This is a genomic window from Bacillus sp. MM2020_4, from assembly GCF_011250555.1.
In the GTDB taxonomy this organism is placed as follows: domain Bacteria; phylum Bacillota; class Bacilli; order Bacillales; family Cytobacillaceae; genus Neobacillus.
The window spans coordinates 1-20482 of record NZ_JAANMZ010000027.1 but is presented as its reverse complement, the minus strand read 5'-3'; the positions used below and the strand labels follow the sequence as shown (position 1 = coordinate 20482).

General features: G+C 41.1%; 23 protein-coding genes, 2 rRNA genes and 2 other annotated features. All 25 genes read right to left on the bottom strand.

Going from position 1 to position 20482, the window contains the following annotated elements; all coding sequences use genetic code 11:
- Positions 1 to 23: 23 nt before the first annotated feature.
- The gene (rplL, locus tag G6554_RS16255) at positions 24 to 386 is read right to left on the bottom strand and encodes a 50S ribosomal protein L7/L12 (protein WP_166243734.1); all 363 of its coding nucleotides are present in this window, start codon (positions 384 to 386) and stop codon (positions 24 to 26) included.
- 80 nt (positions 387 to 466) lie between these two features.
- Positions 467 to 967, bottom strand: coding sequence for a 50S ribosomal protein L10 (rplJ, locus tag G6554_RS16250; RefSeq protein WP_166243732.1), 501 nt, complete (start codon positions 965 to 967; stop codon positions 467 to 469).
- Between the two features lie 33 nt (positions 968 to 1000).
- Positions 1001 to 1145 (bottom strand) — a sequence feature (ribosomal protein L10 leader region).
- A 53-nt stretch (positions 1146 to 1198) separates the two neighbouring features.
- The gene (gene rplA / locus G6554_RS16245; RefSeq protein WP_166243730.1) at positions 1199 to 1897 is read right to left on the bottom strand and encodes a 50S ribosomal protein L1; all 699 of its coding nucleotides are present in this window, start codon (positions 1895 to 1897) and stop codon (positions 1199 to 1201) included.
- 100 nt (positions 1898 to 1997) lie between these two features.
- Positions 1998 to 2423 carry a 50S ribosomal protein L11 gene (gene rplK, locus G6554_RS16240; protein WP_007085303.1) on the bottom strand — a complete coding sequence of 142 codons (426 nt, stop codon included), beginning with the start codon at positions 2421 to 2423 and terminating at the stop codon, positions 1998 to 2000.
- Between the two features lie 237 nt (positions 2424 to 2660).
- Positions 2661 to 3194, bottom strand: coding sequence for a transcription termination/antitermination protein NusG (gene nusG / locus G6554_RS16235; protein WP_166243728.1), 534 nt, complete (start codon positions 3192 to 3194; stop codon positions 2661 to 2663).
- 137 nt (positions 3195 to 3331) lie between these two features.
- Positions 3332 to 3514 (bottom strand): preprotein translocase subunit SecE, encoded by a 183-nt coding sequence (gene secE, locus G6554_RS16230; protein WP_166243726.1) that lies wholly within the window; start codon positions 3512 to 3514, stop codon positions 3332 to 3334.
- A 51-nt stretch (positions 3515 to 3565) separates the two neighbouring features.
- Entirely contained in the window at positions 3566 to 3712 is a 147-nt protein-coding gene (gene rpmG / locus G6554_RS16225) for a 50S ribosomal protein L33 (protein WP_166243724.1), read from the bottom strand.
- Positions 3713 to 3812: 100 nt separating this feature from the next.
- Positions 3813 to 4418, bottom strand: coding sequence for an RNA polymerase sporulation sigma factor SigH (gene sigH / locus G6554_RS16220; protein WP_242692152.1), 606 nt, complete (start codon positions 4416 to 4418; stop codon positions 3813 to 3815).
- A gap of 114 nt (positions 4419 to 4532) precedes the next feature.
- Positions 4533 to 5042: an NYN domain-containing protein gene (locus G6554_RS16215; protein ID WP_166243720.1), complete on the bottom strand. Its 510-nt coding sequence runs from the start codon at positions 5040 to 5042 to the stop codon at positions 4533 to 4535.
- Between the two features lie 5 nt (positions 5043 to 5047).
- Positions 5048 to 5791, bottom strand: a complete 744-nt coding sequence (gene rlmB / locus G6554_RS16210) for a 23S rRNA (guanosine(2251)-2'-O)-methyltransferase RlmB (protein WP_166243718.1) — start codon at positions 5789 to 5791, stop codon at positions 5048 to 5050.
- Complete coding sequence (locus G6554_RS16205) at positions 5788 to 6213, bottom strand: Mini-ribonuclease 3 (RefSeq protein WP_166243716.1); 426 nt, start codon at positions 6211 to 6213, stop codon at positions 5788 to 5790. Before G6554_RS16205 ends, rlmB begins: the two co-directional genes overlap by 4 nt.
- Positions 6214 to 6216: 3 nt before the next feature.
- On the bottom strand, positions 6217 to 7614 hold the full coding sequence (gene cysS, locus G6554_RS16200; RefSeq protein WP_166243714.1) for a cysteine--tRNA ligase: 1398 nt from the start codon (positions 7612 to 7614) through the stop codon (positions 6217 to 6219).
- Positions 7595 to 8263, bottom strand: a complete 669-nt coding sequence (gene cysE / locus G6554_RS16195) for a serine O-acetyltransferase (protein WP_166243712.1) — start codon at positions 8261 to 8263, stop codon at positions 7595 to 7597. Before cysE ends, cysS begins: the two co-directional genes overlap by 20 nt.
- A gap of 53 nt (positions 8264 to 8316) precedes the next feature.
- Positions 8317 to 8584, bottom strand: a binding site (T-box leader).
- 45 nt (positions 8585 to 8629) lie between these two features.
- Positions 8630 to 10087, bottom strand: coding sequence for a glutamate--tRNA ligase (gene gltX, locus G6554_RS16190; protein WP_166243710.1), 1458 nt, complete (start codon positions 10085 to 10087; stop codon positions 8630 to 8632).
- 152 nt (positions 10088 to 10239) lie between these two features.
- On the bottom strand, positions 10240 to 10716 hold the full coding sequence (ispF, locus tag G6554_RS16185) for a 2-C-methyl-D-erythritol 2,4-cyclodiphosphate synthase (RefSeq protein WP_166243708.1): 477 nt from the start codon (positions 10714 to 10716) through the stop codon (positions 10240 to 10242).
- On the bottom strand, positions 10716 to 11408 hold the full coding sequence (gene ispD / locus G6554_RS16180; protein ID WP_166243706.1) for a 2-C-methyl-D-erythritol 4-phosphate cytidylyltransferase: 693 nt from the start codon (positions 11406 to 11408) through the stop codon (positions 10716 to 10718). Before ispD ends, ispF begins: the two co-directional genes overlap by 1 nt.
- A 32-nt stretch (positions 11409 to 11440) precedes the next feature.
- Positions 11441 to 12532 carry a PIN/TRAM domain-containing protein gene (locus tag G6554_RS16175; protein WP_166243704.1) on the bottom strand — a complete coding sequence of 364 codons (1092 nt, stop codon included), beginning with the start codon at positions 12530 to 12532 and terminating at the stop codon, positions 11441 to 11443.
- Between the two features lie 204 nt (positions 12533 to 12736).
- Positions 12737 to 13810: a DNA integrity scanning diadenylate cyclase DisA gene (gene disA, locus G6554_RS16170; RefSeq protein WP_166243702.1), complete on the bottom strand. Its 1074-nt coding sequence runs from the start codon at positions 13808 to 13810 to the stop codon at positions 12737 to 12739.
- Between the two features lie 90 nt (positions 13811 to 13900).
- A complete protein-coding gene (gene radA / locus G6554_RS16165; RefSeq protein ID WP_166243700.1) occupies positions 13901 to 15280 on the bottom strand; it encodes a DNA repair protein RadA in 1380 nt (459 codons plus the stop codon).
- 116 nt (positions 15281 to 15396) lie between these two features.
- The gene (gene clpC / locus G6554_RS16160; RefSeq protein WP_166243698.1) at positions 15397 to 17838 is read right to left on the bottom strand and encodes an ATP-dependent protease ATP-binding subunit ClpC; all 2442 of its coding nucleotides are present in this window, start codon (positions 17836 to 17838) and stop codon (positions 15397 to 15399) included.
- A gap of 17 nt (positions 17839 to 17855) precedes the next feature.
- Positions 17856 to 18926 carry a protein-arginine kinase McsB gene (gene mcsB, locus G6554_RS16155; protein WP_166243696.1) on the bottom strand — a complete coding sequence of 357 codons (1071 nt, stop codon included), beginning with the start codon at positions 18924 to 18926 and terminating at the stop codon, positions 17856 to 17858.
- A gap of 1 nt (position 18927) precedes the next feature.
- Positions 18928 to 19476: a protein-arginine kinase activator protein McsA gene (gene mcsA / locus G6554_RS16150; RefSeq protein WP_166243694.1), complete on the bottom strand. Its 549-nt coding sequence runs from the start codon at positions 19474 to 19476 to the stop codon at positions 18928 to 18930.
- 25 nt (positions 19477 to 19501) lie between these two features.
- Positions 19502 to 19963 carry a CtsR family transcriptional regulator gene (locus tag G6554_RS16145; RefSeq protein WP_166243692.1) on the bottom strand — a complete coding sequence of 154 codons (462 nt, stop codon included), beginning with the start codon at positions 19961 to 19963 and terminating at the stop codon, positions 19502 to 19504.
- Between the two features lie 203 nt (positions 19964 to 20166).
- Positions 20167 to 20283 (bottom strand): 5S ribosomal RNA (gene rrf / locus G6554_RS16140).
- 71 nt (positions 20284 to 20354) lie between these two features.
- A 23S ribosomal RNA gene (locus G6554_RS16135) occupies positions 20355 to 20482 on the bottom strand; the annotation flags it as partial.

The following is a 20482-nucleotide window of genomic DNA, read 5'->3' as shown; positions in this document are numbered from 1 at the left end:
TCAGCGAGCTTTTCTATTATTAATTACTTAACTTCAACGTTAGCTCCAACTTCATCAAGCTTAGCTTTGATTGCTTCAGCATCTTCTTTAGAAACGCCTTCTTTAACAGCTTTTGGAGTATTGTCAACAAGTTCTTTTGCTTCTTTAAGGCCAAGACCAGTGATTTCACGAACCACTTTGATAACTTTGATTTTTTGATCGCCAGCGCTAGCTAGGATTACATCAAATTCAGTTTGCTCTTCAACAGCAGCAGCACCAGCTCCGCCTACCATTGCTACAGGAGCAGCAGCAGTTACGCCGAATTCTTCTTCGATTGCTTTTACAAGATCGTTAAGTTCTAAAACAGTCATAGATTTAACTGCTTCAATGATTTGTTCTTTAGTCATGATTAAGTTTCCTCCTTATTTTTGGTTCCATTTATTTTGTTAGGATGTAAGTGTAGTCCAGCTTCAGCTTTTCTGTTAACTTACGCGCCTTGTTCTTCTTTTTGATCTGCCACTGCTTTTGCAGCAAGAGCAAGATTGCGAATTGGAGCTTGTAGTACGCTGAGTAGCATAGAAAGCAAGCCTTCGCGTGATGGTAGGTCTGCAAGAGCTTTAATCTCTTCTACTGTTGCGACATTTCCTTCGATTACACCTGCTTTAAGTTCAAGTGCTTCGTGTTTTTTCGCAAAGTCATTTAAGATTTTAGCTGGTGCTACTACATCTTCAGTACTGAACGCAATGGCGTTCGGACCTGTTAAAGCCTCGTTTAAACCAGAAAGTTCAGCTGCTTCAGCGGCACGGCGTGCCATTGAGTTTTTATAAACTTTAAATTCAACGCCTGCTTCGCGAAGTTGTTTACGTAGTTCAGTTACTTCAGCAACTGAAAGGCCACGGTAATCAACAACAATAGTTGATACACTATTCTTTAACTTACCAGTGATTTCGTCAACGATCTGTTTTTTTACTTCGATTGCACTGCTCATCTTTACACCTCCTGTAGATTATCTACATTTATACCAGGCATGTAAATGCCTCCACATCGTTCTAGACATGGAGGCAGGATACAACAGCTAATTTACTCAGCTGATTCTATTCGCTACACCTCGGCAGGACATTAAGCCTTTTGGCACCTGCTGTCTACAGTACAAATGTTTTTTATTTAAACAACAAAATTGATTATAGTAAATCTACTTTGTTTTGTCAATTGGAAAAATTTATTTAACTGTAACAGATGAAGGATCTACCTTCACACCAGGTCCCATTGTTGAAGCAACAGTAACGTTCTTCATGTAGGTACCTTTTGCAGCTGAAGGTTTCACTTTTACCATCGTTTCAAAAATAGTGTTGAAGTTTTCAACAAGCTTTTCGTTTTCGAAAGATGCTTTACCGATTGGCACGTGGATGTTACCTGACTTGTCAACACGGTATTCAACTTTACCTGCTTTGATTTCGTTAATAGCACGAGTTACATCAAATGTAACTGTACCTGTTTTAGGGTTTGGCATTAAGCCTTTAGGGCCTAACACACGACCAAGTTTACCAACTTCACCCATCATATCAGGAGTTGCGACGATTACATCAAAGTCAAACCAACCTTGTTGGATTTTGTTAATGTATTCAGAATCTCCTACATAATCAGCGCCAGCTGCTTCTGCTTCTTTCACTTTCTCACCCTTCGCGAATACTAAAACGCGTTGAGTTTTACCAGTTCCGTTTGGAAGTACAACTGCACCACGGATTTGTTGGTCAGCTTTCTTAGGGTCAACGCCTAAACGGAAAGCTACTTCAAGAGTTGCATCAAATTTTGTGTAGTTTGTTTTCTTAGCAAGATCAATTGCTTCTGCAATAGGGTATGCTTTTAAACGATCTACAAGCTTAGAAGCTTCTAAATACTTTTTACCTTTTTTAGCCATGTTTATTTCCTCCTAGATTGTGGTTTTAGCGGAATGTTACCTCCCACGAATAAAGGTTGCGCAATCACGCAACCTCACTCATTACAAACAGTTACACGGATTAGTCTTCGATAACAATACCCATGCTGCGTGCAGTACCTTCAACCATGCGCATTGCTGCTTCAACGCTTGCTGCGTTTAGGTCAGGCATTTTTTGTTCCGCAATCTCGCGTACTGTATCACGTTTTACTGTTGCTACTTTATTACGGTTAGGTTCACCAGAACCTGACTGAATTCCAGCTGCTACTTTCAATAAAACGGCAGCAGGAGGAGTTTTCGTAATAAATGTAAATGAACGGTCTTCAAAAACCGTGATTTCAACAGGAATGATCAATCCAGCTTGATCTGCTGTACGAGCGTTAAATTCTTTACAGAATCCCATGATGTTAACACCGGCTTGACCTAATGCAGGACCAACTGGCGGCGCTGGGTTTGCTTTACCAGCAGGAATTTGTAATTTAACGACTTTAATTACTTTTTTAGCCACGAGACACACCTCCTTAAAGTCCGTGATGTGGTAATTGGATCCTTAGGAACCCTCCCACTCAGGCATCTGTCTTTATATACTAATCATAAAGAACTTAAACATTAGTCTAGTCTCTCATTGGAGACATACTGACCTATGAAATAGTAACATTATTTAAAAATGATTTCAAGTTTTTTTACAATATAAGATATTTTTTCTTTGAAATCGTCCCTGATCAAGGCGCTTCTGCTTTTCTATTTAAAGTTTCTCAATTTGTGTAAATTCGAGTTCTACCGGTGTATCACGGCCAAACATATTGACTAAAACTTTAAGCTTAGCTTTATCCTTGTCCATCTCTTCAACAGACCCAGTAAAGTTCGCAAACGGACCTTCTTTTACGCGGACTGTTTCACCAATTTCATAGTCGATATCGATTCGTTTCTCTTCTACGCCCATGCGCTTCAGTAAATGAGTCACTTCTTCTGGAAGCAACGGCGTCGGCTTAGAACCAGAACCTGATGAGCCAACGAATCCCGTTACACCAGGTGTATTTCGTACGACATACCAGGAATCATCTGTCATGACAATTTCCACTAACACATAACCAGGGAAAACTTTTCGTTTTACAACCTTTTTCTTGCCATTTTTGATTTCAGTTTCTTCTTCCTCTGGTACAACAACACGGAAGATTTTATCCGCCATGCCCATTGATTCTACCCGTTTTTCTAAATTTGCCTTCACTTTATTTTCATAACCTGAGTACGTATGGACTACATACCAATTTTTTTCCATATAAGAGGACTAAATGTCCGTCCCTCCCTGTATTTTAATCGGAAATCTAATATATTCAAAAATAAAAAACCCGTCAAAACGGGCTTTTAGCTGAAATTTCCTTTATTGATTACCATTATACCATGAATGATAACGAATTATTCAAGAATTAAGCGAATCAATTTTGAAATCCCTAAATCGAGAACAGCAAAGAACACTCCAAAAAAAACAACTGTTGATAAAACAGTAACGGTAGAGCGAGTTAGTTCACCGCGTTTTGGCCAACTTACCTTTCTCATTTCACGGATAATATCACTGAAGAACTTCTTTATGCGTTTCATTCGTCGTAACCCCCAACTATCTTAAGTCGCTTTTGCTAGTACCAATTATCATTATTTTGTTTCCCGGTGGATGGTGTGGGTTGCGCAAGTTTTGCAGAATTTCTTTATTTCCAATCTTTCTGTCTGCTCCTGCTTGCCTACGGTCGAATAATTTCGCGAGCCGCAATCAACGCAGGCCAGGATAATTTTTTTGCTCATATTCGACACCTTCAATCCCTAAAAATGTAACACGACACCTAATTATTGTCAATATCCACTGAGAGCGGATTCATACTTATGACATATATCTCGTTAAAAATCAGAATGAGAATTCTCGAATTTCCAGGTAGCGTTCTAGCTTTCTTTTTACTCGTTGCAAGGCATTATCAATGGATTTCACATGACGATTAAGCTCTTCAGAAATCTCCTGATAGGATTGGCCATCTAAATAGAGCGCCAATACTTTCCGTTCTAAATCACTTAGTAATTCAGTCATCTTGACTTCTATATGGTCAAATTCCTCTTGATTGATAATTAGCTCTTCCGGATCCAGAACTTTAGTGCCCGACAATACATCCATCAACGTTCGGTCAGACTCCTCGTCATAAATAGGCTTGTCCAAGGATACATAGGAATTCAGCGGAATATGCTTTTGCCGTGTTGCCGTCTTAATTGCCGTGATAATTTGCCTTGTGATGCATAGTTCAGCAAATGCCTTGAATGAGGTAAGCTTGTCCTCACGAAAGTCACGGATCGCCTTGTAAAGACCAATCATCCCTTCCTGGACGATATCCTCTTTATCTGCCCCAATTAAAAAATAGGATCTTGCTTTCGCACGCACAAAATTACGATACTTATGGATTAAATAATCAAGCGCTTCACTATCACCTTGGTGCACCAAATCGACAATTTCTTCATCTTCCATTACGAAAAAGTGTTCGTTGATCCTAGTCCCGAAGTCTGTACTCAAAGTAGATCCCCTCCACCGAACATGCATAGATATTACTAGTATACAGTAGATATATATTGAAGTCGATGCCTATTTCTGCCCTCTGCGCCATTTTTCAAAAATTTCTGCCATTTCATCGCTAATCGGGATTTTGGAAACGGGTTTCTTCTCCTGGATCTTTTTTACTTTCTTTTCAATTCCTTTTTCGATCGATGACATTTCCAGAAGCAGTTCACGAGCGGATTTGCGTAGGGCCCCTTGTCCAAAAATGGCCCATTGCTCTGTAAAATCGGATGTAGCCACATGGATTTGTGTCCTTCGATTGTTTAGACTAATAGCCATTTTTTCAATCCGCTCATCTGCTGTTTCATTTTCTTTCGTAAAGATGACCTCAACTTTATGATTTTTATATTTTTGCTCTGTTCCTTGCACAAAGTAAGCATCAAATACAACAATGACACGGTAACCAGAAAAGGCTTGATATTCGGCCATTCTTTCCACTAACCGATCCCTTGCGGCAGGTAAATCCCGCTCCTTTAATGCCCTTAGCTCCGGCCAGGCACCAATAATGTTATACCCGTCAACAAGGAGGATATCCATATATACTACCTCGCAAGCGGGTGCCGTTTTCGATAAACCTCATACATGAGTAAGGATGCAGCAACTGAAGCATTTAACGAGGTCACTTTCCCGACCATCGGCATTTGAATCAGAAAATCACATTTATCACGAATTAGCCGACCCATTCCTTTTCCCTCACTGCCGATCACTAAACCAAGTGGAAGTGTTCCATCCAGCTGCCGGTAATCTTCCTTTCCTTTTGCATCAGTACCAGCAATCCAAACGCCTCGTTCTTTTAACTCATCGATCGTCCGCGCCATATTTGTTACCCGGACAACTGGTATATACTCAATCGCACCTGTTGAGGCCTTCGCAACTGTTGCCGTTAAACCAACAGCCCTTCTCTTTGGAATAATGATGCCGTGTGCTCCGACAGCGTCTGCTGTCCGCATAATCGATCCAAGGTTATGCGGATCCTCAATTTCATCCAGCAACAAAAAGAAAGGTGCTTCATTCTTCTTTTCGGCTGCCGCGAATAAATCATCCATTTCTGCATATTGATAGGCAGCAACATAGGCTAAGACGCCTTGATGATTTTGATCACTGATTTGATCAATCTTTTTCTTTGGGACATATTGGACAATGACATGGGCTTCTTTTGCCAATTGCGTAATCTGTTGCATTTGACCACGCTGTGAACCTTCTGCAATTAAAATTTTATTAATATCCCGCTCTGATTTAAGCGCCTCAATAACGGGATTTTTTCCAACGATATAGTCCTCATTCACAGTACTGTTCCTCCTTTCTGTTCCTCAACATATAAAAACGCCTTCTCCACGAGCTCTTCTAAGCGCTCTTTCTTCTCTTCCAAAAATAAATAGCCCATTAATGCCTCAAAAGCTGTGCTGTAACGATACGTCTGAACATCGGTATTTTTCGGAACCGTGCCTGACTTTGCATTTCTGCCACGCATCACCACTGCTAATTCCTCTTCGTTTAAAACCTGGTGATCCATCAGTTTAAAAAGAACTTGGCACTGGGCCTTCGCGGAGACATACGTTGTCGCTAAACGGTGCAATTGATTTGGTCTTACCTTACCGTTATAGAGAAGGTGCCGCCTCACATATGACTCAAAGACCGCATCGCCCATGTAGGCCAAGGCGAGACTATTCAATTGTTTGGCATTGATGTTGTTTTCATAATTCAGCATGAATTAGCCTCTTTTCCACCTTGTGCCTTGCGCGGTGTCTTCTAATATAATATTCATTTCCTTCAGCTGATCCCTGATTTGATCAGACAGCTGGAAATTTCGATCCTTTCGTGCTTGATTCCGCTTTTCAATCAATGCGTCAATTTCATCGTCCACCATTTCTTCACTGCCAATGGTTAGCCCGAGCACACGGAAAAGCTCTTCAAATTGATTTGTAAAGGCATCAATGACCTCCACCGCTGTATTTTTTTCTAATAGATAATAATTGGCCTGCTTTGAAAGCTCAAATAATACCGAAATAGCTAAGGCAGTATTAAAGTCGTCATCCATTGCCTCAATAAATGATTCCTGTAAGGCAGCGATTTTATCCAGCCACTCTTGATTATTACTGGTTAAATCTGTGCTGGCTTCTTTCCGGTGTTTTAAATTTTGGTATGAAGTAGTTAAACGTTCATAGGCCGCCTTTGTGTTCTCCAATAATTCCTCACTATAATTAATCGGATTACGATAATGAACGGATAGGATAAAGAAGCGCAATACTTGCGGGTTATGCCGTTTAATAATATCATGCACTAACACGAAATTACCCAGTGATTTTGACATCTTTTCATTATCAATATTGATATAGCCGTTATGCATCCAATAACGGGAAAATAATTTTCCGGATAGGGCTTCTGATTGGGCAATTTCGTTTTCGTGGTGCGGGAAAGTTAAATCTTGACCGCCCGCATGGATATCAATCGTTTCCCCCAGATACTTTTTTGCCATTGCTGAGCACTCGATATGCCAACCAGGCCGTCCAGGCCCCCAAGGGCTATCCCAGAAGATTTCCCCTTCTTTCGCCGCTTTCCATAAGGCAAAGTCCAAATCATCCTGTTTCCTGTCACCGACTTCAATCCTTGCTCCAACTTGCAGATCATCAATCGATTGATGGGAAAGCTTACCGTATCCTTCAAAGCTTCGTGTCCGATAGTAAACATCACCTTCTGATTCATAAGCATAGCCTTTTTCAACTAATTGCTGAATGAAATCGATAATGATATCCATGTTTTCCATTACCCGTGGATGAACATCCGCTTTTTCACAGCCTAAAGCGGAAACATCTTCAAAGTAGGCATTGATGAAGCGGTCAGCAATCGTTGGGACATCTACCCCTAACTGCTGGGCGGCACGGATCAATTTATCATCAACATCCGTAAAGTTCGAGACATATTGGACATCAAAGCCGCGGTACTCCAAGTAGCGGCGAACCGTATCAAAAGTAATCGCCGGACGGGCATTACCGATATGAATATAATTATAGACAGTCGGCCCGCAGACATACATTTTTACCTTTCCTTCTTCTAACGGGATGAAGGTTTCCTTTTTTCTTGTAAGTGTATTATAAATTTGAATGGCCATTAACTTTAATTCCTTCCTCTTTTAATTCAAACAGTTCTTCTCGTAGCAGGTTTAGCTCTGCCTGGATTTCTTTTAAGCGATCAGCTACCGGATCCGGCAGGTCGCAATGGTTTAAATCTTTATTAATTCGTTTTCCGTCCTGAATCACGACCCTGCCTGGAATGCCCACTACCGTCGAATTTGGAGGGACCTCCTTTAAGACCACTGACCCGCCGCCTATTTTTGAATTTTCACCAATGGTAATCGACCCCAGCACCTTTGCCCCAGTGGCAATTAGGACATTGTCTTTAATCGTCGGATGCCGTTTCCCTTTTTCTTTCCCCGTACCACCGAGCGTCACTCCTTGGTATATAGTTACATTATCCCCAATTTCACACGTTTCCCCAATCACAACGCCCATACCGTGGTCAATAAAAAATCTCCTGCCTATTTTTGCCCCTGGATGGATTTCAATTCCCGTAAAAAATCGGTTTACTTGAGAAATGACTCGTGCCAGAAAGAATAATTTACGATTAAAGAAGGCGTGTGCAATTCGATGTGACCAAATCGCGTGTAAGCCTGAATACGTTAAGATAACTTCTAGATAACTCCTTGCCGCAGGATCTTGTTCAAAAACAACCTCGACGTCCTCCTTAAACTTTTTGAACATCGCCATTCCCCCCCTTTGTTTTTTTATAAAATAAAAAGCGCCCCTGTCGTATCGACAGAGACGCATGCTGCGTGGTTCCACTCTGATTAGACCCATTAGCTTGTTCCATGCATTCCTAATGAAAGCAGGGCTCCCTAGCTAAAAAAGTCTCACTCTAACTGTTAACGGATGGTTCCGCCCATATCTACTCAGGTGTTGATCCTTTTCGAAATGGGGCTCAGAGGGGCATTTCAAATTAGGAGAGGCTTAAACCACTTTCAGCCGGTGATGGTTCTCTCTTCCAAGCATCCTTTTTCTACTTTTCCTCTTCTACGCTTTAGATTATGAATTTACTTTCTTATACTATATTACATTTTGTCTTCAATGTTAACTAATAATTTTATGAATTCTATTTTGAACTTTATTTTTGCCTAAAAGCTCAATCGTCTCCGGCAGATCCGGGCCATGCGTTTGCCCTGTTACTGCCGCACGAATCGGCATGAACAGATTTTTCCCCTTTTGGCCAGTGGATTTTTGAACTGCCTTCATCGCCGCTTTAATGCCATCCGCTTGAAAGCTTTCTAGCTGATCAAGTTCAAGAGAAAATGCCTTTAAAACTTCAGGAACGGTTTCCCCTGCTAAGATTTCCTTTGCGTCTTCTTCGTACTCCGCATCCTCTTTAAAGAACATGTCTGATAGTCCAATGATTTCTGCACCGAAGCTCATTTTTTCTTGTAAAAGCGCAACTAATTGGCGAGTCCATTGATGCTCTTCGTCGGTTAGACTGGCACTTACACGACCTGCCTTGATTAAGTGTGGGAGTGCAAGTTCAAGCACCCGGTCAACCTCTATCTTTTTCATGTATTGGTTATTCATCCACGTCAGTTTTTGTTTATCAAATAATGCCGGCGATTTTGATAGACGGCTGGCATCGAATAGTTCAATAAACTCATTTTTAGAATAAAGCTCTTCTTCACCCGCCGGTGACCAGCCTAGTAAGGTAATAAAGTTAAATAACGCTTCAGGTAAGTACCCAAGTTCTTCGTATTGCTCGATGAACTGAATAATGGATTCATCCCGCTTACTTAATTTTTTACGGCTTTCATTCACAATCAACGTCATGTGCCCAAAGACCGGTGGCTCCCAGCCTAATGCTTCATAAACCATCAGTTGCTTTGGTGTGTTAGAAATATGGTCATCACCGCGAAGCACATGGGAAATCTTCATTAAATAATCATCAACCGTTACCGCAAAATTATAGGTTGGCGTCCCATCCTTTTTAATAATGACCCAATCACCCATTCCTTCTGATTCAAAGGAAACAGGACCCTTAACCATATCATCAAACGTATAGGTCTTCCCTTCCGGTACAACCATTCGAATGCTTGGCTCACGGCCTTCTTGTTCAAGTTGATGACGCTCTTCCTCCGTTAAATGACGGCATTTACCAGAATAGTGAGGAGTTTCGCCGCGTTCCATTTGCGCTTCACGTTCTGCTTCAAGCTCTGCTTCGTTACAATAGCATTTATAGGCATGACCATCTGCTAACAATTGATTATAGTAGGTTTCATATAGGTCATTCCGCTCTGATTGACGGTATGGGCCGTATTCCCCGCCGACATCCACACTTTCATCCCAATCCATGCCAAGCCATTTTAAATACTTTAACTGGCTTTGCTCACCGCCAGCAATATTCCGTTTCTTATCAGTATCTTCAATCCGAATAATAAACTTCCCGCCTTGGCTGCGAGCAAATAAATAATTGAATAGCGCCGTACGGGCGTTTCCGATATGTAAATGCCCCGTTGGACTTGGCGCATATCTTACACGAACTTCGTTTGACATAGTAATAATGCCTCCAGTTAGAAAAGCGGAAGCGCCTTGCTCAGGGGCGTGAGTCTAGACAAGCCGGCGAGACGGATTGACTTATGACCCCGAGCCCCTAGGCGCTGCAGCTGGACACTTTTCTTAGTTAAATTTTTTCTTTGATTATTTTATCATTTCTTTTTTAATAAAACTACTACTTGGGAGGCAATGCCCTCTCCTCTACCGGTAAAACCAAGTTTCTCTGTCGTTGTTGCTTTTACGTTAATTTGTTCCGGTTCCGCCTCGAGTAGTTCCGCAATTCGGGTACGCATTTGCTCTATATAAGGAGCCATCTTCGGCTTTTGCGCGATAATAGTGCAATCAGCATTAACCAGTTCATACCCCTTCTCTTTAACGAGCATCCATACATGCTCCATCAGTTTTGCAGAATCAGCATTTTTAAAATTCGGATCAGTATCGGGGAAATGCTTGCCGATATCTCCCTCCCCAATTGCCCCAAGACAGGCATCTGAAACGGTATGTAATAATACATCGGCATCGGAATGGCCTAGAAGACCTTTTTCATAAGGGATGGTAATGCCGCCAATAATTAGCGGACGCCCTTCTGTTAATTGGTGAACATCAAAACCCTGTCCAATTCGAAACATCAGCAAAACCCCATTTCTCTCTTTTTCAGTATCGCTTCCGCAAAATATAAATCTTCAGGTGTTGTCAGTTTGATATTGTCATAATCGCCCTCTACCATAGCAACAGGAACATTGAGCCGCTCCACTAAACTGGCATCATCCGTCCCGAGGAAGTGGTCCTTTTCCGCTTTCTCATAGGCTTCCTGAAGTAAAGAAATACGAAAAGCTTGCGGGGTTTGAACAGCCCACAAGCTTGAACGTTCGACCGTTTCCACAATCAGACCTTCTTGTACCTTTTTCATCGTATCTTTTGCTGGCACCCCAATAATGGCTGCACCGGCTTCTTCTGTTGTATCTGTTAGTCTGTGAATTTGTTCCTTGCGAATAAAGGGGCGAGCCGCATCATGAACAAGGATTATTCCATTGGTATTGACTGTTTTAAGGGCATTAAAAATGCTATACTGCCGTTCTTTCCCACCTGGCACTAATTTCATTACCTTCTTGATATGATACTTTTTAAGCAATGCCTTAAACTCTCTTTCATCTTGAGGATGAATCGCTAAAATGATGCCACTGCATTCCTCATCCTCGTCGAACACCCGTAAGGTATGGATGAGTACTGGTACACCATTCAGCTCTAACAAAAGCTTATTTCTTCCTGCTCCCATTCTTTTTCCCTGCCCCGCCGCCGGGAGAATGACCTGGTAAGTCATAGTAAAACCCCAATCTCTCTATCTATATCCATCTATAATGCTTTTTCTAACAGCTTTGGTTTGGCAAAAATCATTCGGCCGGCAGATGTCTGAAGCACACTTGTCACTAGTACTTCAATCCGCTTGCCCATATATTCCCTGCCTTCCTCGACAACGATCATGGTTCCGTCATCTAAATAGGCAACGCCCTGATGATACTCTTTCCCGTCTTTGATCACTTGAACGGTTAATTCTTCACCTGGAAGGACAACCGGCTTCACGGCATTTGCCAGATCATTGATGTTTAACACCGTAACATTCTGCAGCTCACACACTTTATTTAAGTTAAAATCATTGGTTACAAGAATGCCATTTGTTAACTTGGCCAGCTTCACAAGCTTCGAATCTACTTCACTAATTTCTTCAAAGTCGCCCTCATATATTTCTACCTTGATGGCAAGTTCCTTTTGAATCCGATTAAGGATATCTAATCCTCTGCGGCCGCGGTTACGTTTCAGTACATCGGAAGAATCTGCGATATGCTGCAGCTCTTCAAGAACAAACCGTGGAATCACAATTATTCCTTCCAAAAAGCCTGTCTGACAAATATCTGCGACGCGCCCGTCAATAATTACGCTCGTATCCAAGATCTTCAAAGCTTTACCGGCTTCTGCCTTTTCCGCTTCCTCATCCCCTGACTTTTTCTTGTTCCCGCGATTACCAAAAAGACCTAGTAGTTCATCCCTCTTTTTAAAGCCTACTTGAAAGCCCATATAGCCAAACAAAAGTGTCAAAAGAATCGGAGCCACGGCATTTAAAATGGGCACTTGAACCGCATTAAGGGCAAAGCCAATTAAAAAGGCCACGATTAAGCCAAAAATTAACCCAACACTGCCAAACAGCACATCTGTTACAGGAATTTTCACTAAGGAATCTTCGGTCCACTTAATGAAATTGAAGACATAATCTACCGCCCAAAAGGTAATAAGATAAAAAATAATAGCACCTAAAATAGCAGTAACATATGAGTTATTGATAATCGGAATGTTATTCATAGAAAGTAATTTGAACAATTCCGGCAATAACCATATACCAAGTGTTCCTCCCAAAATGAGGAAGCATGCTTGCACAATTCGTTTTAACATTCCTTCACCTCCTCTAATACATTATAAACATATTCACAAAAATGAAACCTTGAATTGGTGATTATTTTTCCAAATTGTTAACAGTTTGAAATAAATCTGTTATGTTAAAATCTTACTCCTCATAGGGTAGCATCTGTAAAAATTGGTGTCAAACAAATTGAAATTTCCCATTTTAGCATACAAGATTTGTTTTTTCAACACTTTTTATAGCTGCCGGTCTGTATATAGCCGCTCTTTAATTAACTTAAAGCCTTCTTTTATCTTTTTCGCTCGGACTTCACCAATACCTTCGACATCATCCAGTTCCTCTACTGTGGCAGAGATAATCTTTGACAGTTCGCCAAATGAACTAATAAGATTCTCAATAATAATGGCGGGCAGTCTGGGAATCTTATGTAAAATTCGGTAGCCTCTTGGAGGTTTGTGTTCATCAAGATGGACATAGCCTAGGTAGCCCAATAATTTTAATAAAACAACATCCTCGATGGTTCCACTCGATGTCAACGCCTGCATTCTCTGCAGCACATCCCTAGACTTACTCTCCCGTTCGAAGGCATAATCTCTCATAATGAGCATCATTTCTTCTTCTAAATCTGTTAAGATTTCATTCATTTGCAAGCGAATAAGGCGTCCCTCAGTCCCCAGTTCATGGAGAAAGGTCAATAATTCACTTTTAATCTTTAAGACCATTTCAAAACGATGGAGGACTAGTAAAACGTCATTATAGGTAACAGACTCTTCAAATTCTAAAATACTTAAATTTGTAATACTTTGTTCAAGCACAGCCTTGTATTTTTCAAGAGTCTGAATAGCTTGATTGGCCTTTGTCAAAATAACCGCAATGTCCCTTAATGCATAGCGAAAATTCCCCTGGTACAAGGTAATTACATTTCTTCTTTGGGAAATGGCAATCACCAGTGTTTTTGTTTGTTTAGCTGCTCTTTCAGCCGTGCGGTGCCGCATCCCCGTTTCGGATGAGGGTATTTCTGAGTTTGGTACAAGCTGGGCATTCGCAAAAAGGATCTTATTGCCTAACTCATTTAAGATAATCGCACCATCCATTTTTGCCAATTCATATAAAAAGCTTGGCGAAAAGGGACAATTAATTTCAAAGCCGCCATCTACGATACTCTTTACCTTTTCATTATAACCAACGACAATAAGACCCCCAGTGTTCGCTCTAAGGACATTATCAATCCCCTCGCGTAAGGGAGTACCAGGTGCAAGAAACTGTAATACATCACTAATAGATTGTTCACCAAGTTTTTTATTTTCCATCTGCAATCCCCCGGTAAGTTCACTGACAATATATGCTAATTCAATTATACAATATATGCTGCGCACTTATCACCAAACAGCCTTTACGTTTTAGAAGGGGTAATCCCTAAAAACCTTGTTAATAACCTCAGAAAGCGTATTACAAGGTATTACATCGATTTCTTTAAAGCCATTTGGATTTTTTAGTGCATTTTTAGCTACATACACTTTCTTAAATCCCATTCTTTCTAATTCCTTTACTCTAGACTCAAGTGCTGGAACTTTCTTTAATTCACCCGTTAAACCAATATCGGCAATAAATACAGTATCATTGGAAATGCCTTTATCTTTATAGGAGGATACAATACTCATCAACGCTGCAAGATTACTTGATTGCTCTTTCAAGCGAATTCCGCCCGTAGTCTTAATAACCACATTCTGATTGAGCATTTGTAGACTCGCTCTTTGTTCCAAAATAGCCGTCAAGGTGCTAATTTGATCTTTTCGCATACATTCACCTATTCGGGAAGGATAAGGTGTGAACGTTGGTGAAACTAAACTTTCTATTTCTACAATTATTGGTCTTGTACCTTCTTTAATGACGGTTAACGCACTTCCACTTACGACTCCTTCTCTTTGAGTCATAAAGAACTCGGATGGATTCTCTATACCAACCATTCCCGACTCCGTCATAGCAAAAAAGCCCATTTCGCCGGTGCTGCCGTATCGATTTTTACTTGCTGAAAGGGCCTTTAGTTCTTCACCTTGTTCTCCATCAATGATTAAGACCGTATCAACTAAATGCTCCAATGCTCTTAATCCGGCAAGTTCGTCATCTTTGGTCATTTGGCCAACCATAATCACTGCACGTGGTCTGGCAGCACTTTTAGCCACTTTTAAAAGCTCATTTGCACACTCCATTGTCTGGGTTGGGGACCCCGGTCTTGAATTGTACTCTTCAAGAACAAACGTTTGAATACTGTCAATAATGATTAAGTCGGGGTCCACTTCTTCGATACATGCCAGCACATTATTTAAGCTTGTATCAGCGTGTACAAAGATATTAGGATCCACCCTTGGTAAAATACGTTCGGCCCTGCGTTTAATTTGACTATCACTCTCTTCTCCCGAAGCATACAACACCTTATTTCCCTTTTCTGCAAGGTCTTGGGATACTTGTAAAAGGAGAGTAGACTTTCCCGCACCCGGTTTTGCCGTAATAATGGTAATAGAATCTCTTACGATTCCACCACCCATTACCCGATTAAACTCACCCATATCGGTGATAATTCTATCACTATTTTGCGATTTAGCATCTGTTAACCTTTTAACTGACGCAATCCCCTTTGTAACCTTGGTTGCGGTCGATTGTTTTTCATTATTTTCTTCTTGAAGCGTACTCATCGCACCACAGGAATTGCAAAATCCTTGCCACTTGGCATGATGGTGACCACATCCGGAACAAACATAGACTGTCTTTTTCTTTGCCATTGTTTATGCACTTCCTAATTAAAAATATCTAGTGTTGTTCAAGAAACGGAAAAAGAGGTACACGGGTTGATTTTATTCACGTGTACCTCTTCCTTTGTTTCATGGTATTTGTTCGGCTATTTTACTAAGCTTGTTTTTTCTGCCAATCTTACAATAAATTCGCCATGATCCACATCAATTATAACATTTTGACCTGTTAATAATGTTCCCTTTAATAATTCTTCAGAAAGACGGTCTTCAATATGCTTTTGAATGGCCCTTCTTAGTGGTCTTGCCCCGTACTCAGGGTCATACCCTTCCTGTGAAATCTTCTCTTTTGCTGCATCCGTTAAGTCAAGTGAAATATCTTGCTCTTTCAAGCGGTTGATTAACTGTGCAGAAAGCAGAGTAACAATTTCGTTTAGGTGCTTTCTTTCTAATGCATGGAAGACAATGATCTCATCAATTCGATTCAAGAATTCCGGACGGAAGGCCTTCTTCAACTCTTCCATCACTTTACCCTTCATGTCCTTGTAATCCTGTTGACCATCCTGAATATTAAATCCAACATATTTATTTCGCTTTAGTTGTTCTGCACCAACATTCGATGTCATAATCAGAACGGTATTTCGGAAGTCTACTGTTCTGCCTTTTGAATCGGTCAGGCGGCCATCCTCAAGTACTTGAAGAAGGATATTAAATACATCCGGATGTGCTTTTTCAATTTCATCCAGTAGTATGACAGAGTATGGTTTTCTGCGGACTTTTTCCGTTAATTGCCCACCCTCTTCATAACCAACATATCCTGGAGGCGAACCAACTAGTCTAGATGTGGAGTGCTTCTCCATGTATTCAGACATATCAATCCGAATCATCGCATCCTCATCACCAAACATGGCTTCTGCCAAAGCACGTGCCAATTCTGTTTTCCCTACACCTGTAGGTCCTAGGAAGACAAAGGAACCGATTGGGCGTTTTGGATCCTTTAGCCCTGCCCTCGCACGGCGAACGGCCTTTGAAACTGCTATAACAGCTTCTTCTTGACCGATAATACGAGAATGGAGTACCTCTTCTAAATTAAGGAGTTTAGCTGTTTCCGTTTCAGCAAGCTTGGAGACAGGAACACCGGTCCAGCTCGATACTACACTTGCAATATCCTCAACGGTTACCTCATTATTTTCTTTTCCTTGCTTTTCTTTCCATGTCTTCTTTGTTTCTTCAAGTTGTTCACGAAGTCGCTGCTCTGTATCTCGTAATGAAGCTGCTTTTTCAAACTCCTGACTTTGAACAGCTGAATCCTTTTCTTTTCTTACTTCATCAAGCTTCACTTCTAATTCCTTTAAATTAGGCGGTGTTGTATAGGAGCGGAGCCTTACCTTTGATCCCGCTTCATCGATCAAGTCAATCGCTTTATCCGGCAGGAACCTGTCGGAAATATAACGGTCTGAAAGTTTAACTGCTGCTTGAATAGCTTCATCGGTAATCGAAACGCGGTGGTGAGCCTCATAACGGTCACGCAAGCCTTCTAAAATTTGAATGGATTCCTCAGCTGTTGGTTCATCGACGCGAATTGGCTGGAAGCGTCGTTCTAGCGCGGCGTCTTTTTCAATATATTTCCGATATTCATCAAGTGTTGTTGCCCCAATACATTGCAGCTCACCGCGGGCAAGGGACGGTTTTAAGATGTTGGAGGCATCAATGGCACCCTCCGCTCCACCTGCACCAATTAATGTATGCAGCTCATCAATGAATAAAATAATATTTCCCGCTTGGCGGATTTCATCCATGACCTTTTTCAAGCGATCCTCAAATTCACCCCGATATTTTGTTCCTGCAACAACTGTTCCCATATCAAGGGTCATCACTCGCTTATCACGAAGGATCTCCGGGACTTCATTATTGACAATTTGCTGTGCAAGCCCCTCTGCAATTGCTGTTTTCCCTACCCCCGGTTCACCGATTAATACAGGATTATTTTTGGTTCGACGGCTTAACACCTCAATAACACGCTGAATCTCCTTACTACGTCCGATCACTGGGTCCAAGCTTCCCTCTCGCGCAATAGACGTTAAATCCCTCGCAAGACCATCAAGTGTTGGTGTGTTAGCACTCGCCGACGCCCCGCCCTGATGACCACCGGATTCATTGCTGCCTAATAATTGCAGTACCTGCTGGCGCGCTTTATTCAAGCTGACACCAAGATTATTAAGTACCCGGGCGGCAACCCCTTCACCTTCACGGATTAAACCTAACAAGATATGCTCCGTACCAACATAGGAATGGCCTAATTTCCGCGCCTCATCCATTGATAATTCAATAACCTTTTTCGCTCTAGGAGTATAGTGAATCGTTTGGGAAGTTTCTTGTCCTTTGCCAATTAAATTTTCTACTTCTTTTTGGATCTTATCAGAACCCAATCCAAGCCCATACAGTGCTTTCGCAGCAATTCCTTCACCCTCGCGAACTAACCCTAACAAAATATGCTCAGTCCCAATGTTGTTATGTCCAAGTCGAATCGCTTCCTCTTGTGCCAATGCCAATACCTTCTGTGCCCTTTCGGTAAAACGTCCAAACATCATATTCTCTTCCTCCTCACCTATTTTTGAAGTTCCATATTTAGTCGTTCTCTAATTAATGTTGCTCTTCTTATATCCCTTTCGTATGGCCGTAACGGACCACCGGCATATTGTTGAAGAAAACCCGGCTGGGTCAAAATCATTAATTCATTTAAAATTGACTTCGGCATATTTTCTATATACCCCATATCTATGCCAATCCTTACATCTGATAAACATCTTGCCGCTTCTTTTGTTTCAATAATCCGGCTATTAGATAAGACCCCTAATGATCGGTACACCCTGTCTTCTAATTGTATGTTCGAAGTTTTCCGTAATGCTTCACGTGCAGACCTTTCTTGCGAAATTAACTGGCTGACGACACCCTTCAGATCACGGCTGATGTCCTCTTCTGATTTACCAAGGGTAATTTGATTGGAAATTTGAAAAATATTACCCAATGCCTCACTGCCCTCGCCGTAAATCCCTCTTACCACAAGTCCTAATTGGTGTATAGCAGGTATGATTCGATTAATTTTCTGCGTTAAGATTAATCCGGGCAAATGCATCATAACGGATGCACGAAGACCTGTGCCCACATTCGTCGGACAACTTGTTAAATAACCATGCTTTTCATCAAACGCAAATTGAATATTACTTTCAAGCCAATCATCGATTACATTTGCGGCATCCAATGCCTCGGATAATTGTAATCCCGGAAATAAGCATTGAATCCGAATATGATCCTCTTCATTAATCATAATACTAACTTCTTCGTTTTCGGTTAATAGAACGGCACCGTATGGCGAATCCTCAGCCAACTTTGGGCTAATCAAATGCTTCTCTACCAATACCCTTTTCTGAAGAGGCTGCATTTCATCAATTTTTAACAATTCCATCTGGCCAAACTTTTGAACTGGGGTTTTTTTTAATATTTCTTCCATATTTACAATAATCATCTTTGCTTCTTCATGTGAAAAAACAGTTGGAAATTTATAGTCCTCAAAGTTTCGCGCTAAACGGATGCGGGAACTAAGGACAATGTCCGAATCAGGTCCTTCCTCGCTCATCCAGGAACTGACGGCTTGATTTAGAAAACGTTCAAGCGACACGTTATTCCCCTCCCTCAACGCTTTCGGCTAATTTTTTCTCTAATGTACGTATTTCATCGCGTATCTCCGCTGCTTTTTCAAACTCTTCATGGGTGATGGACTCTTTTAAATCACCTTTTAGCTCATCAATTTGTTTCCGAAGATGAATCCCACCGCCAATTCTTTTAGGGATTTTCCCATTGTGGGTCCAGTTCCCACTATGAAGGCGCCTTAACACAGGCTTTAACTGATCCTTAAAGGTTTCGTAACAATGTGAACATCCAAAGCGGCCAACCTCTAAAAACTGTGGAAATGTCATAGCACATTGCGTGCACTGAAGGATTTCCTCCTGATGAAACGGGCTTTGGCTTGGTTTTTGAAAAGTGGGGTCGATGTTCAATAGACCTGCTAATAAATTATTAAACGCAAAACCCGACTCTCCGTTCAAAATAAACATTTCACCTTTTTCCTGCGCACATTTCTCACAAAGATGCACTTCTGTTTTTTCACCATTAATGATTTTTGTAAAATGAAGTGCTGCAGGCCTTTGATTGCATTCTTGGCAAATCATACTTTCACCTCTCCGGCTGCGATAATTATTTATATTTTAAAGAAGTTAACATGGCTTTTAGCATTCTTGCTCTTAGTTCATCTCGGAATGGAAGATCAATATATAATACAGAACGATCAATGACACTTAACATAATCTTCGCCTCACGCTTTGTAATAATCTCTTCTTGAACAAGTCTAACAATGACATCCTCGGCACTTGATTGACTAATCCGATTTTGAACGAGTGACATCAAATGATCGATTAAATGGGCCAAATCGTGGGATTGAACCTTTATAATCCGAATATATCCACCACCGCCCCGTTTACTCTCAACTATATATCCTCTTTCAATCGTAAAACGCGTATTGATTACATAATTAATTTGTGAAGGCACACATTGAAATTTATCTGCGATTTCACTCCGCTTAATTTCAACCAGATCCTCCTCACTTAGTTCTAGAACCTGCTTTAGGTATTTTTCAATAATATCGGAGATGTTTCTCATCTTCCCACCTCCCATCATCTGACTTTGACTATATTTGACTTTAATTATACTGAAAATTTTATGTAGATGCAACGAATCACTACTAATGATTTTCTCCAAATTTCACGGTTGTGAAACCTATATTCATTTAAAATCAAAAGTTGTATAAGATGAGGGCTAATAAAACGTCAAAAAGGACAACCCAATTGGATTGTCCTTCATTTGCCTGGCAACGTCCTACTCTCACAGGGGCGCATGCCCCAACTACCATCGGCGCTGAGAAGCTTAACTTCCGTGTTCGGTATGGGAACGGGTGTGACCTTCTCGCCATTGTTACCAGACTATATTATCTGAGGAATCATTCCCTCAAAACTAGATAATGCAGAAGAAGTTTGTAAAAACGAATAATCAATTGGTTAAGTCCTCGAACGATTAGTATCAGTCAGCTCCACATGTCGCCACGCTTCCACCTCTGACCTATCAACCTGATCATCTTTCAGGGTTCTTACTAGCTTGCGCTATGGGAAATCTCATCTTGAG